The sequence below is a fragment of the Candidatus Venteria ishoeyi genome, from assembly GCF_030378065.1.
Classification (GTDB): Bacteria; Pseudomonadota; Gammaproteobacteria; order Beggiatoales; family Beggiatoaceae; genus Venteria; species Venteria ishoeyi.
Genome location: NZ_JAUCGJ010000025.1, coordinates 25,250 through 40,480, shown reverse-complemented (window position 1 = coordinate 40,480; position 15,231 = coordinate 25,250). Strand labels below are relative to the sequence as shown.

The 15,231-nt window shown below is 44.2% G+C and carries 14 protein-coding genes; 9 read left to right on the top strand and 5 right to left on the bottom strand.

The features are described 5' to 3' along the window. Positions 1–31: 31 nt before the first annotated feature. The 3 genes from QUF61_RS10125 to tssB all read right to left on the bottom strand — a co-directional run bounded on the left by QUF61_RS10125 (position 32) and on the right by tssB (position 2,691). A complete protein-coding gene (locus QUF61_RS10125; protein ID WP_103921970.1) occupies positions 32–583 on the bottom strand; it encodes an Hcp family type VI secretion system effector in 552 nt (183 codons plus the stop codon). A 97-nt stretch (positions 584–680) separates the two neighbouring features. Beyond that, positions 681–2,147, bottom strand: a complete 1,467-nt coding sequence (tssC, locus tag QUF61_RS10120; RefSeq protein ID WP_289681533.1) for a type VI secretion system contractile sheath large subunit — start codon at positions 2,145–2,147, stop codon at positions 681–683. 19 nt (positions 2,148–2,166) lie between these two features. Beyond that, positions 2,167–2,691: a type VI secretion system contractile sheath small subunit gene (gene tssB / locus QUF61_RS10115; RefSeq protein ID WP_103921968.1), complete on the bottom strand. Its 525-nt coding sequence runs from the start codon at positions 2,689–2,691 to the stop codon at positions 2,167–2,169. A gap of 571 nt (positions 2,692–3,262) precedes the next feature. On the opposite strand from tssB, the gene QUF61_RS10110 reads away from it, so the two are divergent. The 8 genes from QUF61_RS10110 (at position 3,263) to QUF61_RS10075 (ending at position 11,414) form a co-directional block, all read left to right on the top strand. Continuing rightward, the gene (locus tag QUF61_RS10110) at positions 3,263–4,591 is read left to right on the top strand and encodes a response regulator (RefSeq protein WP_289681531.1); all 1,329 of its coding nucleotides are present in this window, start codon (positions 3,263–3,265) and stop codon (positions 4,589–4,591) included. 99 nt (positions 4,592–4,690) lie between these two features. Further along, positions 4,691–5,035, top strand: a complete 345-nt coding sequence (locus QUF61_RS10105) for a DUF3467 domain-containing protein (RefSeq protein ID WP_103921966.1) — start codon at positions 4,691–4,693, stop codon at positions 5,033–5,035. Between the two features lie 329 nt (positions 5,036–5,364). Further along, entirely contained in the window at positions 5,365–7,188 is a 1,824-nt protein-coding gene (locus QUF61_RS10100; RefSeq protein WP_289681530.1) for an efflux RND transporter periplasmic adaptor subunit, read from the top strand. Positions 7,189–7,306: 118 nt separating this feature from the next. After that, positions 7,307–7,504, top strand: coding sequence for a type II toxin-antitoxin system VapB family antitoxin (locus QUF61_RS10095; RefSeq protein WP_103921964.1), 198 nt, complete (start codon positions 7,307–7,309; stop codon positions 7,502–7,504). Continuing rightward, on the top strand, positions 7,501–7,902 hold the full coding sequence (gene vapC, locus QUF61_RS10090) for a type II toxin-antitoxin system VapC family toxin (protein ID WP_289681529.1): 402 nt from the start codon (positions 7,501–7,503) through the stop codon (positions 7,900–7,902). Before QUF61_RS10095 ends, vapC begins: the two co-directional genes overlap by 4 nt. Continuing rightward, the gene (locus QUF61_RS10085; protein ID WP_289681528.1) at positions 7,902–8,732 is read left to right on the top strand and encodes a DNA adenine methylase; all 831 of its coding nucleotides are present in this window, start codon (positions 7,902–7,904) and stop codon (positions 8,730–8,732) included. The genes vapC and QUF61_RS10085 overlap by 1 nt, the downstream gene beginning before the upstream one ends. Before the next feature lie 299 nt (positions 8,733–9,031). After that, positions 9,032–10,123: a redox-regulated ATPase YchF gene (gene ychF / locus QUF61_RS10080; protein WP_103921961.1), complete on the top strand. Its 1,092-nt coding sequence runs from the start codon at positions 9,032–9,034 to the stop codon at positions 10,121–10,123. A gap of 16 nt (positions 10,124–10,139) precedes the next feature. Beyond that, positions 10,140–11,414 (top strand): PilN domain-containing protein, encoded by a 1,275-nt coding sequence (locus QUF61_RS10075; protein WP_289681527.1) that lies wholly within the window; start codon positions 10,140–10,142, stop codon positions 11,412–11,414. A gap of 149 nt (positions 11,415–11,563) precedes the next feature. Here the strand turns inward: QUF61_RS10075 and QUF61_RS10070 are convergent, their stop codons facing one another. Next, entirely contained in the window at positions 11,564–12,451 is an 888-nt protein-coding gene (locus QUF61_RS10070; RefSeq protein WP_289681525.1) for a hypothetical protein, read from the bottom strand. 223 nt (positions 12,452–12,674) lie between these two features. Here QUF61_RS10070 and QUF61_RS10065 point away from each other — a divergent pair, with 223 nt between their 5' ends. Next, positions 12,675–14,810: a TonB-dependent receptor plug domain-containing protein gene (locus QUF61_RS10065; RefSeq protein WP_289681524.1), complete on the top strand. Its 2,136-nt coding sequence runs from the start codon at positions 12,675–12,677 to the stop codon at positions 14,808–14,810. Here QUF61_RS10065 and msrB read toward each other — a convergent pair. After that, complete coding sequence (gene msrB / locus QUF61_RS10060; protein ID WP_289681523.1) at positions 14,782–15,192, bottom strand: peptide-methionine (R)-S-oxide reductase MsrB; 411 nt, start codon at positions 15,190–15,192, stop codon at positions 14,782–14,784. The genes QUF61_RS10065 and msrB overlap by 29 nt on opposite strands. Between the last annotated feature and the right edge of the window lie 39 nt (positions 15,193–15,231).

Here is a 15,231-nt window from a genome sequence, read left to right as displayed (position 1 = left end):
TAGCTTGTCAAGCTGGGGCCGAATTCAGGTTTTACTCGTGTGTTGGCGTTGAGGTGATGAGGTTGGTTGTCCAGTACCAGTCAATCGCTTCCGTTGCGTTTTTCAGCTTACCGGAGAACAGATCAATTTCTCTGAAGCCGTATTGGATATAGTTATATATCAGCGTCAGTTCCTCTTTTGCAATTTCTTCCGCTTCACCAGATATACTCATGGATTTGAGATAACAATTTTTAGTGGTAATTTTTAAATAGCGGTTTTGCTTTTCAGTCAGTACTTCCGGGCCACCTTCTAATGGGCGATACAGATAAAATTCAGCATCCAGACATTGCCCAATCCAGCAGGCTTTCATTAAATTGTCAGTGGAATTATCGTAGAATTTACTGAAAGTCAGTGCTTCATGATTACAACGCGCAGAAGGGCCTAATTCACTACTTTTGGTCGCGGCGCTGACAGGCTGCTCAAAACTGTGGCTCCAGCTATCAAGCTCAATTTGACCATTATGGTTGGTGTCCTGGCTATTGCCTTGAAAAAAATCACTGGATTTACCCGTAGGATAAATTTTCAGATAAATATTACTGGCCATTATTTTTTCCTCTTAATGTGCTTAAGATTATTGATATGGAGTGTTGCCAGACTAATAAAGCAGTCTGGCACACAAAGTCATCCTTCAACAATCGCCATTAGCCGGGTAATTCGGCAACCAAACGAATTGATGCTGACAAACCTTCTAACTGGAAGTGTGGACGCAAAAAAACCACGGAGGTGTAATAACCTGGTTTTCCAGGAATTTCCATCACATCAATACGCCCGTCACGTAGCGGGTATTGTGCTTTCAGGCGTTGCCCCGCATCGTCACGCCCCAGAACATAAGTTCCCAACCAGCCATTGAGATAACTGGAAATTTCTTCCTGAGTCATAAATGAACCAATTTTATCACGCATCATCACCTTGATATAATGCGCAAAACGGGAAGCTGCCAGCATATAAGGTAAGGTTGCAGAAAGACGCGCATTGGAATTAGCTGTATCGGAATCGTACACCTTGGGCTGGTTAACTGTTTGCCCACCAAAAAATGCGGCATAATCGGTGCCTTTGCAATGGCACAAGGTAATAAAGCCCTGTTCATTTAGCTCCATTTCCCGCCGATCAGTAATGGCAATTTCGGTAGGGCATTTCAGAGCAATGTCACCTTCATCGGTGGGGAAGGTATGTGCAGGCAAGCCCTCAACCTTGCCACCCCCTTCAACGCCACGAATTGCACCGCACCAGTGAAATTGGGCGAAGGCATCGGTAATGCGGGTCATTAATGCCCAGGAAGCATTACCCCACAAATAGCGGCTGTGATCCCGACCATTAACATCTTCCTGATACAAAAATTCTTCAACAGGCAAGGTTTCCGGGCCGTAAGGCAGGCGCATGAGAGTACGTGGCAGTGCCATGGAAACATAACGTGAGTCTTCGCTGTCACGGAATGAACGCCATTTAATCAGCTCGGTACTTTCAAATTGTTTTGCCAGATCGCGGGGATTTGCCAGTTCCGTGAATTCATCCATATCAAATAGTTTCGGACTGGCAGCGGTAATGATAGGTGCGTGGGCGGCAGCAGCCACTTCAGCCGCTTTTTCCAGAAAGGCCACATCCTGAGGATGACGCCCAAAATCAAAGTCAAATAACAAGGTACTGTAAGGTGCGCCGCCAAAGGTGCCATATTCTTCTTCGTAGATTTTCTTGAATAATTGGCTTTGATCAAATTCAACCGCTTTTTCCAGATCTTTTTGTAATTCCTGGCGATTGGCGTTTAATAAACGTAATTTCAGCATGGTGCCGGTTTCAGTTTTTGAAACCAGGTAATTTAAACCGCGCCAGGAGCTTTCCAGTTGCTGGAATTCTTCCTGATGCATGATTTCATTTAATTGATTGGTTAATAACGCATCAATCTGGGCAATACGCTGATTAATCATGGCAACATTATCATTGCTGACCGTGATTGTGCCTTCCAGCACTTGTTTGGCCAACTCACCAATCAAGTCTTTGGCATGGGATTCTTGAGTTTCATCCTTTACCATCTTGCCTTCATGAACAATTTTATCTAGGACTGAATCATAACTGCTGTCAGTACCACCTTCTACTTCGATTTCCTCAGTCATTTCCTCGCTCCTTTATTTCTTATTCATCATCGGACTGTGGTTCATCATCGGCACCGACTTGATCACGAATTTCTTGTAATTCATCGGTATTATTCACAATATCCTGTAACATTTCATCCAGGTTATCGTTGCCATCCAATTTTGCCAGTAAATCAGTCAAACGTACCCGTGCTTCATAGAGTTTACGCAAGGGTTCGACCTGGTGTAATAACTGCGCCGGGTGGAAGTCATCCAAATGATGAAATTTTAATTCAACATTCATCCAACTGTCATCGTCTTCAAGTAGACGGTTTTTGACGCGCAGTGCCAGACGAGGTTCAATGGAGTCCATAACCTCATTGAGGTTATCCCTGTCAATTTCTACAAATTTTCGCTCTTTGAGTGGCGGCAATGCCTCTTCAGGTTTGCCAGATAAGTCAGATAAAATACCTACAACAAAAGGCAATTCTTTTTTTTCTTCCGCGCCTCCTGTTTCAACATCATAGGTAATCTGTACTCTGGGGGGACGAATTCTGTCCAGTTTATGTTGAATACTCTCAGCCATGGCGATCTCCTCAATTAATGACTTATTGGCGTTACGCAAAAGCTTGATTTTTTTGTGCCTTATTTGTGTCTTAATGGGGGTGCGTAACATCATTTACTTAGGAGTGAGGATAAAATAAATACAGAAACTGGGTGCAGGATTTTTATTCATTTTCAAGGCATGAAAACAGGCGCATAGCAAGCTATGTAACTGTTTTCGGAACGCAGAAAATGGAGAAAAAAACCAGCCAGGTTGCTGAAGTTATAAAATTCTCGCTCCTTGATAAAAGCTCACAAGTCAAGTGTAACCCTTTCCCAAAAAAAATCTATATGTCTTTAGGATAAATCTGCAATAAATATTCAAATAAAGTGAATAATCTTATTGATTTGATGTTATACAGTTGCTATTTTTTGCACCAAACAAGGTTTGGCAGGGTGCAAGTACAAACCTGCGAAAAAGAAGCTTTTGCGTAACACCAGTTATGGATATTTTATTTTGTCATACGCTATCAGCCTAAAAAATGGTATATTTACCCGTTCAAATCCTTTTTTCCTGAATATCTGGATATCTTGTCATAACAGAGCCTTTAATTGTGATTCCTTCCCCGATCAAAGAAACCAGTGCCCGTATCATGATCGTGGATCGTTCGGAAGTCGCGCGTTCGATCCTGTCGCATATTCTGCAAAAAGAAATGCAGAATATTTATATTGTCACTTGCGGCAGCGCCGAAGAAGCATTGGAATACCTAAATCGGGAAAAGTTTGATTTAATCACGACCGCGCTGTTGCTGCCGGGGTTGGATGGTCTGGACTTATGTCATGAAATTCGTAAAAGTGATAAACAACATTTAACCCCGGTTATTGTCGTTTCCAGTGATGCCGATACCCGTTTATTACGTGAAGGTTTTTCTGCTGGTGTTACCGATTATTTTAATAAGTCGCTAGGCTATCGTCGACTGGTTGAGTTTATTAAAGATATTATTCAACGCCATGCCGGTCTGGTCGGTAAAGTGCTGTATGTCGAAGACAGCCCCAGTACTGCAACCAATACCAAAATGCTGATGCAAAACCATGGCTTGCAGATTACCCATTTAAGCAGCGCAGAAGAAGCCTTGGCATTGCTTGAAGGTGCTGATCCGCAAGATGATAATAATTTTGACGTAGTCTTTACCGATTTTTTTCTGTCCGGGCAAATGACGGGGGGGGATTTGCTTTACGCCATTCGCACGCAACTGCACAAGTCCCGTCAAGAATTACCCGTGTTAGTTGTCACCGTACAGGATAATGAAGATTGTCAGGCTGATATTTTTCATGCCGGTGCCAATGACTTTATTACAAAACCGGTGATTGAAGAAGTATTGATGGCGCGGATTAAATCCTTATTACTGATTAAACATCAATACAATGTCTTGCAACGTTATTCCAAAGATATGTTCCAACTGGCAACCACTGATGCCTTAACCGGTACCAAAAATAAAGAATATTTATTCAGCGATGGCCCGGATTTTATTCAAAAACATACCAATATTTGTCTGATGATGGTTGATGTTGATCATCTGGAACAGATTAATGAGGAACATGGGCATTTGATAGGGGATCATATTTTACACATTGTTGGAAATTTCCTGACCACACGCTTTCAAGACAAGCTTGCGGTTGTTGCGCGTTTTGGTGGGGGTAAGAAATTTACCTTGATTATTGCTAATATTGCCCAACAGAAAACCATCACCCTGGCTGAATCTTTGCGCCAGGAATTACAATCATTACGCCCGGAAGGTATCGCCATCACTGCAACGATTGGTCTGACCTGGCAGAACAATGGTGATCGCCATACTTTAAATACCTTGATTGCTAATGCCGATGCCGCATTGCATCAAGCACATGAGCACGGTTATAATCTGACAAAAAGTTACTTTAATTAAGTGGCAGGTGTTACGCAAAAATGACAACTGCGTAGTATCAATCTAAGTAATAATCTGGTAACAATAATATTGCTGTTATATTAATGGAGAAAACTCTAAATGAGTAATACCAAAAAAGAAACTCAAACCGCTGCACCACAACAACAAAGCCTGCGTGTACGTTATGAAGAAACCCAGGCACGCCATGCCAGCCAGGTTTTACTTAACGTATCCGAGGATGAAATGGTATTGAATTTTTCATCAGGTATGATGCCAGATCCCAATACCGGAGAGGCACATTTACCGATCCATACCCGCATTGCCATGTCCCGTCTTAATGCACAAAAGCTGGCAGCCTTATTAAATCAGGCTTTGGCACAAAAAAATCCACCCGCAGCCACACCCGCAACCGCGACTGCCAAATTGCCAGAAATTGATGACAGCGAAAAAAGTAGTAAAAAATAAATAAGTCTGAATAGCTAAGGCGTGAGGATAAAATAAATACAGAAACTGGGCGCAGGATTTTTATTCATTTTCAAGGCGTGAAAACAGGCGCATAGCAAGCTATGTAACTGCCTAAGTCCAAACAGGCGGAACGCAGAAAATGGAGCAAAAGACCAGCCAAGTTGCTGAAGTTATAAAATTCTCGCTCCTAAGTTCTATTTGAAATTTTCAGCCATGCGTTAAACGATTAAGAAACGTGTAAGTTTATTGCCGTTAGCGCGTGGCTGTTCAAACTTTATTGCTTGATTTCGCCTGTCACCTTCTCCCCCCCTTTTTTTTGAGTCCTGTTTATGGCACAAGCTGTTCAACTCCCGGCTTTAGATCTGTTGACCCTGCACCAGTATCTACATCAACTCTTCGCCGATAAAAAAAATTCAGAAGCATATATTTTGCAGGTTCTGCAATTATTATTAGGGCTGAGTAATGCTGCTGGCGTGTTATATGGACAGCGCAACGGCAAACAACTGGAACGTGGCCCGGCGATTCTTTCAAAACAGGCTTTAAGCTGGCATCCACACATGGAAAACCAGCTTTTACAACAAATTGAAGTGGCCTGCCAACAACAACAGGTGCAGATACATGTGCTGGATGCACAGGTGAGTGCTTATATTATTGCAACGCCTGTATACACGCAGGACAAAAAGCCGGAAGAAGGCGTGGCTTTAGTGGTTGTACCCGGTGAACAACGCATTGAATGGTTTGTTACCTTATTACAATTATGCACAGCCTATTTAAACCTGCCCGAACAATTGCCTGCCAGCCCAGCCGAAGTCTCACCCGATACCTCTAAGCCAACTGACTATAGTCGCCGCCTGATTGAGTTACTGACCCACACACTGGCAGCCCCGGATATGAGTGTTGCTGCTAAATTGCTCAGCAACACCCTGCAACAGGATTTTCAGGCACAGCGGGTATTATTAGGTTTAGTCAAAGGTCGCCACTGCCGTCTGCACACGATTTCCGAGCTGTCTGATATTAAACGCCAGGCAGATTTTGTACATGCCTGTGAATCATTAATGGATGCCGTGATTGCGCAAAAAAAAGCGCTGAACAGCCAAAATCCCGAACACCGTAAAACCCAGCCCACCCTGCAACGCCTGCTGGTATTGGGCGCGGCGGATACGGTATTGGCTTTGCCTTTAGCGGCACTACCAGATAATAATGCCAGCGGTGCTTTACTAATCTTATGGAAAACCAATACCAACTTGCCGCAAGAAAATCTGGAAGCACTGGCAACGCCACTGGGCACCACCCTGGCAACGCTTAAAAAAGCCCAGCCTAATTGGTTACAGCGCCTGTTACACCCCTTGCGCAAAAACCCTGGGCAACGCTTATTACTTATCACCATTGTATTGAGTTTGCTTGCCTTGATGTGGTTGCCGGTTAGCCACAAATTATCAGGTAATGTTCTGCTGGAGCCGATGAAGCATCGTTTTATCAACGTCCCCTTTGATGGCGTGTTAAAACAGGCGCTGCATGAACCGGGTGATGTGATAGAAACCGAGACATTACTGGCACAACTGGATGGACGGGAAATTAACTGGGAACTTTCCGGCTTAAAGGCTGAGCGCAGTCGCGCACAAAAACAAAAAGATGTCAGCACCGCTGCCCGTGATGCCGCCAAAGCCCAAATTGCACAACTGGAAATTGAGCGCATAGATGCAAAAATGGCCTTATTGAATTACCGTCTAAATAATCTGGAAATTATCAGCCCCATTAATGGCTTATTAATCAGCGGCGACTTAAAACGCATAGAAGGCGGCACCCTGAGTAAAGGCCAAACCCTGTTTGAAATTGCGCCACTGGATGAAATGCGGGTGCAAATGTCCTTAAATGCGGAGGATATTGCCTGGGCACAAGTGAATATGCCACTGGAAGTCCGCCTGGATGCCTACCCCGATCAGATGTGGGATACGCAGGTGAAAAAAATTCGTCCTCGCGCTGAAATCCGTGACGCGCAGGCGGTGTTTATTATTGAAACTGATTTGCTCAACAGTGCAGGACGATTACGCCCCGGTATGCAGGGCTTGGGTCAGATTGACGCGGGTCAAAAAGCACTGGGTTGGGTGTTGTTCCATAAGGCCTGGGAGCAGATTATAAAATGGTTGCGCTGATTATTTATCCCACAGCATAATCTCAAACTGGTTTTGTCTGATGCTTAGCCAAAAAATGATAAACTGCACATATTGACACATTTTAATGTGTGGGCTATTGTGTAAAAGGAGGTGTGATATGGCAACGAATTTAGCAATTGATGAAAAGCTGTTGGAAGAAGCCTTACTCATCAGCGGCCTGAAAACTAAAAAAGATACGGTGAATTTCGCTTTAAAGGAATTTATTAATCGTAGAAAACAGCAGGAAATCATCGAATTATTTGGAAAGCTCGATCCCGATGATGACTACGATTATAAAAAAGGGCGGCGGAATTGAAAATTATCGTAGACACCCCTATCTGGTCATATGCACTGAGATCAAAAAAAAAGGGATTCGAGATATATACCCAGGAACTTGAAGCATTAATTCACGATCAAAAAGCGATTATTATTGGCCCAATCAGGCAGGAAATATTATCGGGCTACAGTGATATCAATAAATTTGAGCAACTGAATAGAAAGTTACACTATTTTGAAAACACCCCTATTGTTGATAGTGATTACATCAATGCAGCCAAGTTTTCAAATATTTGCCGCTCAAATGGTATCCAGGGATCACATATTGATTATTTAATTTGCGCGGTAGCGCATAGGGTAAAGTCAAAAATATTCACGACAGATAAAGACTTTACGAATTATGAAAAACATATACCCATTGAATTATATGAGCAGTAATGAATAAACCAGGCGCTGTCACCCCTTTTGTGAAATGGGTCGGCGGCAAAAGACAACTCATCAGCGAAGTCGAGAAATATTTCCCACAGCACTATGCCACGTATTACGAGCCTTTTATCGGTGGTGGCGCGGTATTGTTCCATTTTCTGCCGAAAAACGCGGTGATTAATGATACCAACGCCGAGTTGGTGAATTTATACCGCGTGGTTCGTGATGATGTTGAAGCCTTGATTGAAGACTTAAAATACCATCATAACGATGCAGATTATTTTTATGCCTTGCGCGCTATTGATCGTAGTGATGCCTATGCAGATTTATCCGCAGTTGAAAAAGCTTCACGTCTGCATTACCTGAATAAAACCTGTTTTAATGGCTTGTTTCGGGTTAATCGCGCAGGGCAGTTTAATACCCCTTTTGGACGTTATAAAAATCCTAATATAATCAATCAATCGGTTTTAACCGCCGTCAGTCATTATCTGAATCAGGCGCAGGTGAAAATTCTTAATACCGATTATCAAAATGCACTCAAAGGCATAGCTAAAAATGATTTTGTGTATTTTGATCCGCCCTATGATCCGATCTCAAGCAGTTCGAACTTCACCGCTTATACCCAGGATGGTTTTGATCGCAACGCGCAGCAACGCTTAAAACAAACCTGCGATATGCTACATCAACAAGGTATCCGATTTTTATTATCCAACTCGGCAACTGATTTTATTAAAGACCTGTACCGGGATTATGATGTCCATATCGTACAGGCAAAAAGACATATCAATTCAAAAGGTCATAAAAGAGGCCTGATAGATGAAGTTTTTGTAAAGAATTATTAGATAAGTTTGAGTTCGGTGTAAGCTTCATTCACCGCCAAAAGCGGTGAAAACCGCTTCCATCTCACGCTGTTTGATAAAAAATTATTAGATAAGTTTGAGTTCGGTGTAAGCTTCATTCACCGCCAAAAGCGGTGAAAGCCGCTTCCATCTCACGCTGTTTGATAAAAAATTATTAGATATAATCTGAGTTCGGTGTAAGCTTCATTCACCGTCAAAAGCGGTGAAAGCCGCTTCCATCTCACGCTTTTTATTAATCTGAAGCTTTTGCGTAACACCTACTACTCTGTAAAGGATATTTTATGGGATTTAAATGTGGCATTGTTGGCCTGCCAAACGTGGGTAAATCCACCTTATTTAATGCGCTGACGGAAGCGGGTATTCAAGCGGAGAACTATCCGTTTTGCACTATCGATCCCAATGTGGGCGTGGTTGCCATGCCCGATCCCCGCCTGGATAAATTGTCGGATATTGTCAAACCACAACGCACCCTGCCCACCCATATGGAATTTGTTGACATTGCCGGTCTGGTCGCCGGAGCCTCCAAAGGTGAAGGTCTGGGTAACAAGTTTCTGGCAAATATTCGCGAAACCCAGGCGATAGCACATGTCGTGCGTTGTTTTGAAAATGATGACGTGGTGCATGTGGCGGGAAAAATCAATCCACTGGCAGATATTGAAATCATTCATACCGAGCTGGCACTGGCAGATTTGGATACGGTGGAGCGGGCGGCACAACGCGCTGCCAAAGCCTCTAAAGGTGGTAACAAAGAAGCGCTGGCGCAAAAAAACTTATTTGAAAAAGTACAGGCACATCTTGATGCCGGTCATCCTGTGCGCACGCTGGAACTGAGTGACGATGAAACGCTGGCTTTGTATGAGCTACACCTGTTAACGGTGAAACCCACGCTGTATATTGCCAATGTTGCGGAAGATGGTTTTGAAAATAACCCATATCTGGATCAGGTACGGGAACTGGCACAACAGGAAGATGCGGTGGTGGTTGCTGTCTGCGCAGAAATTGAAGCCGAACTTGCAGCACTGGACGCGGCAGAAAAAGCCGAATATCTCAGCGATATGGGCTTGACTGAACCGGGCCTGGATCGGGTGATTCATGCGGGTTATCAATTACTGGGCTTGCAAACCTATTTTACCGCCGGGGAAAAAGAAGTACGCGCCTGGACGGTACGCAAGGGGGCCAGCGCGCCACAGGCCGCTGCGGTGATTCACACCGATTTTGAAAAAGGTTTTATCCGTGCGGAAGTCATTTCTTATGCTGATTTTGTACACTATCAGGGCGAATCGGGTACGAAAGAAGCCGGAAAATGGCGTCTGGAAGGCAAGGATTATATCGTGCAGGATGGCGATGTGATGCATTTCCGGTTTAATGTCTGATTAGGTTGAATATGTAATGATGCGCTTTTCCCCAAAAACAGGGCGTAAGCCCAGTCACGCTGCACCTGATTTTTGTCTGGTGTTGTATCAGGACAGCTTGATTGAGCTGGGTACTGAGCAACATTACCAGTTGGAACAACCGGATTCAGCCGAATGTATTGCGCAGGCAGCGCGGCGTTTACTGCCTGCGGCGGATAAAAAACGAAAAATTGCCCTGTATCTGCCTACCCGGGAATTTGTTGCAACCCATGCACACTTGCCAGGTGTTGGCGCTGAACAGTTGCCGGATGCCTTGCAACTGCAACTGCCCATGTTATTACCGGGCGTACAACAGCCATTATTATTATCTCTGCCAGCAATGGTGCAGGAAGATGGCGAGTATCTGGCACTGTGGCTGGCGGCACAACGCGCGGAAAGTTTATATCAAGCATTTGCCAAGCATAAACTTAATCTGCTCTATCTCTTACCCCGCCCTTTGGCGGCAATTCCTCATGATAGCGCTCAAAAGCAGGATACACAGTGGATTCATGATGAAGATGCGCAACTGATTACCCGTCTGCTCTGGCAAAACGATGGCCTGAATAAATGGCTGCCAATCTGGCGTCAGGATTATGTGCAAGCCCCTTTGCGTGAGCAGTTTGAGCATGAGTTTGAGCCACTGCCTGAAACCACGCACTGGAACATGCTGCAACATCAGGAAGACTGGATCAAACGCACGCCACCGGATGCCAGTGTTTATGCCTATGCCATTATTCCGCCAGCGGCTAAACAGCAACAGCAACAAAACCGGCAACGCAGACAACGCTGGGCCGTGTTGACCATGTTGGCGCTGTTACTGACAGGTGCGCTTGCTGGTGGTGGCTGGCTGGCCTGGGAGCAACATAAAACCAAGGCTTATCTGGCACAATTACAACAGCAAACCCGTGAAACACGGCGTCTGCGAAATGCCGTTTTCACCATTGAAGAGGATCTCGGCCCTATTTTAAATTTCCCAGAACAAAATGTAATCATACTGTTGCAAAAGCTCAACGGGCTGATTCCAACTGACAGTTGGCTAAATCGCTTCAAGATCGAAGGTGGTGTGATTGAACTGGAAGGTTACAGTCCACACCCGACGGATTTATTGGAGGCTTTTACTAATGATCCCTTGTTTGAAGACGTGGCCTTTAACCGCCCGACCAGTACCCGCAGCAATACCGGCAATGCCGAGCAGTTCGGTATTGAAATTCATTTGAAAGATATTGATGTCAAAGCCTATCTGGAGCAATATTTTCCACACGAAGATGAATGAGGTTGAGACTTTTCTTCTATTACTATGGAGTGAGGATGAAATAAATGCAGAAACTGGGCACAGAATTTTTATTCATTTTCAAGGCGTGAAAACAGGCACATAGGGGCACATAGGGGCACATAGTAAGCTATGTAACGGTTTTCATAATGTTATTTGCGTTCCACGGGTAATAAAAATTCTCCTGGCTTGATAATTCCTTTCAGCGCATTCCAATCGCTGTTTAAAAAATACGCATAAACCTGCCCCAATGCCACAATAGGAGCCTGCTGCCAGGTTTCCCCGCTTCGTTTTAACTTAAAAGAAAACTCGGCACGTTCAGGCATTTCGCTCTGCATAGTGTGATAGCGCACAACTAACGCGGCTTTAGCCTTATAACCAGCAAATTTCACTTTAATGTCATCAAAAACTTTTTCGTAATACTGTTTAATGCTGATTAGCGGTGTGTCTGCATCAAAGCCAGGAACATGTTTTAACTGTGGAAAATAGCGCTGGGCATCCCCTAAGGTTTTTAATTCCAGTTGCTTTTTAAATTTAATTGAACCACCAGCGCCATATTTTGCATAATTCTGGTGCATATCCAGTTCCAGCTTGAAACGTGCCTTGTCTGCGTACTTTGTGGCAGGATAAGAAAAAGCCCGTTCAGAATGCTTTAGATTCAGGCAGGCATCGGGGTCGCTGCAATTATATTTAAGCTTCAGCTTGGAACGCGGTTCTCCATTTTTGTGAGACAATTCAATTTTCAAATTTAAATGTGTTGCGCTGAGTAAACCATCTGGCGTATCGTAACGTGTGCCGTAGCGCACCGTATATTTACCAGAGCCTGATTTATATCGAAACTGAAAATAGGGGTTATCTTCCAGGGTTTGCAGGGTTTGCAACAGGGTGGGCAGGGTCTTATCAAAGGTAGCCCATGGCTTATTTTTTAAGACAATCTGATATTCTTTACTATGGGTAAGCATGGTTTCTTTGGCATTTCCTATTGTGGAAAAAAATATCAGGCAGGTACAGATAAAAAACAGGTAGCGTAAATTTTGCATATTGTTTGGCTCTTAATTACAATCTGAATTTAAAATTTTTTAAAAAAAATTTTAAATTCATTAATGTGAGTTTGATATAAGTTTGTTTATCCAAAAATGCTGAAATTCCGTATTAACTATCAATAAGTTAGTGTGGGGCGGAAGTGACTTCCAGGGTTTTTAATGCTAAATAAAGCTTATATCGAACTTAGGTAATGACATAATATATCACCAGGAACAGGGCATGAAAGCAAAAATATGCAATAGCAGTGCTTATTTTTTTATAGGGATGCTGAGTTTAATGCTTCCGGTTTTAACCGCACTGGCTGCACCGTCCGCAGTTGTTCGAGATCCAGAAATTGATAAGCTTAAATCCATACTGAATATGTCTTTAGAAGATCTATTGGATTTAACTGTGGAAACCGGGACAAAATCTCCGCGCAGGCTACACAAAACCCCAGGTATCATCCGCGTGTTCACCCAGGATGATTTTCGGCGATATGGCTTCAAAACGCTAAAAGATGTTTTACGCCACATTCCCGGTTATGAACTGAATGAATCACGCGCAGGCCATACTAATTTATTCATCCGCGGGGTACAGGATCGTACCACCAGTAAAATTTTATTATTAATCGATGGCGTGCCGATGCGAGATTTATACTGGGGTAACTTCTCTGTCGATGAAATGATAACACTAAATAATATTGAACAGGTGGAACTGCTCAATGGCCCCGGTTCAGTCTTATATGGTGCCAATGCCTTTGCCGGTATTATCAATATCCGCACCAAATCAAAAGGCCGTTCGGTGCAGGCCCGTTACGGGATGCAAGGGAGTTTTAAAGACGGTCAACGGGTAAACGACAAACCTTTTCACCATCTAAGCGGTGAGTGGTCAGAGGCGGGATGGTATGGTTTTGGTGAGTTTTTCAAAAGCCAGGGCTTTAATCCTGAACGCAATGTTGATGGTGAATGGGCCAACCGCCCACAAGACAAAGAGAAAAAACACCTGTTTGCCAAATATCAAAAAAACGGGCTGATGCTGGCTGCTGATTTGACCGATTACACCTATCCCTACCTCTTATCCAGTGCCGGTAATGAGCGTTTTTTTAAGCGCAAGCCGTTTTATCTGACGGCACGTTATGAGCATGAAACAAAAAATAAAACCTTGTACAGCATACAGGCTTTTTATAATCACAGTGAGCTGTTGCGCCTGGATACCCGTTATAAAAATAACGAACTGAATCGGCGGCGTTATGGTTATCGTAACGGGAGTTTACTGGGCCTGGATGCCGATACCCGTTGGCGCTGGCAGTCTCATCAAATCACCTTGGGCGTTTCCTGGTTACGCGATAAAAGCCATCGTCAGGAAAATGTGAGTTATTATTTCAGTGGTGGAGAACTGACAAAAACCAAAACCAAGGCAATTTTGCAAGGGCAGGCCACCCATGATGATGTTGCGGTGTTTGTGCAGGATATCTGGGATGTTAATCAATATCTCACCGTGACTGCGGGGCTGCGTTACAGCTGGCTGTCGGATTTTGACAATCAATTGACTTATCGCCTGGGCTTAAATGCGGAATATGAACAATTCTATGGCAAGTTATTGTATGGTAGCGCATTCCGTGTGCCCACCTATAGGGAATCCTTTAAGCTTTACGATAATCCTGAGATCGGCATCAATCAGCTAAAACCCGAGCAGTTATTAACCCTGGAAGCGCAACTGGGTTATCGCTTTGATAAGGCAGATGTCAATCTCACCGTTTATCACAACCGTTATACGGATTTTATGATGGATTTGATCACCTTATCCGTTAATGACGCGCTGCTGAATCCTGATGATCCAAAAAATGGTGATGAATATACCTTTAACCTGGATGAAATTAAAACCACGGGTTTGGAACTTGCCGTGGCTTGGTATCCCACTGAACGTGTAAGCTTGCGCGTAAGTGCCTCGGCATTGCTGCAAGCGGAAGAAACCGCAGGGACTTTCCCTGATAACGTGGTGTTACGCAATCCTTATCCACAAACAACGCAGGACTTGAATTTCCTGAGTAAATACAGCCTGAGTCTGGCAACCGCCTGGCAGTTTCATCCCAAGTACCGTTTAATGGGTGATCTGCGCTACAACTCACGGCGCAGTGTTTCGGGTGTTTACCAAAGCGGGGTGGATGAAAGCCTGCAACAGCTTGATAATCCGCGTAGCTTCGTGCTGGTAAACCTGGGTCTGGAAGCACAGCTTAAACCACAAATTACTACTGAGTTGCGTATCAGCAACCTGTTTAATGAACGTGCTTTTAACCCCAATATTCAAGATCCCACTGAATATGACATTGAATGGCCGGGGCGCAGCATCAGTCTGGGGTTGAGGATGGCTTTTTAAGGTTTAAGGAAGCCGAATTAATACAATAACGCAGCCCAGTGGGTTCCGGGCCATCCGGGAAAACATGCCCAAGGTGTGCATCGCAATGCTGGCAGGTCACTTCTGTGCGCTGCATGTTGTGGCTGTTATCACTGTGCTGTGTGATATTTTCCGGGGTTAAAGGGCGCATGAAACTGGGCCAGCCGCTGCCGGAGTCATATTTATCGGTACTGGAAAATAACGGCGCGCCGCAGCAGGCGCAATGGTAAGTGCCGCTTGCCTTTTCCTGATAATAGCGTCCGCTGAAAGCGGGTTCCGTGCCTTTCTCCCGGCAAATGCGGTAAGTGTCCGCACCCAGTTGTTCACGCCACTGCGCATCGGTTTTTTGAATTTTCTTGAACATTATATTTTCCTCAGGCATCTGGCTTTTATCATCGCCCCT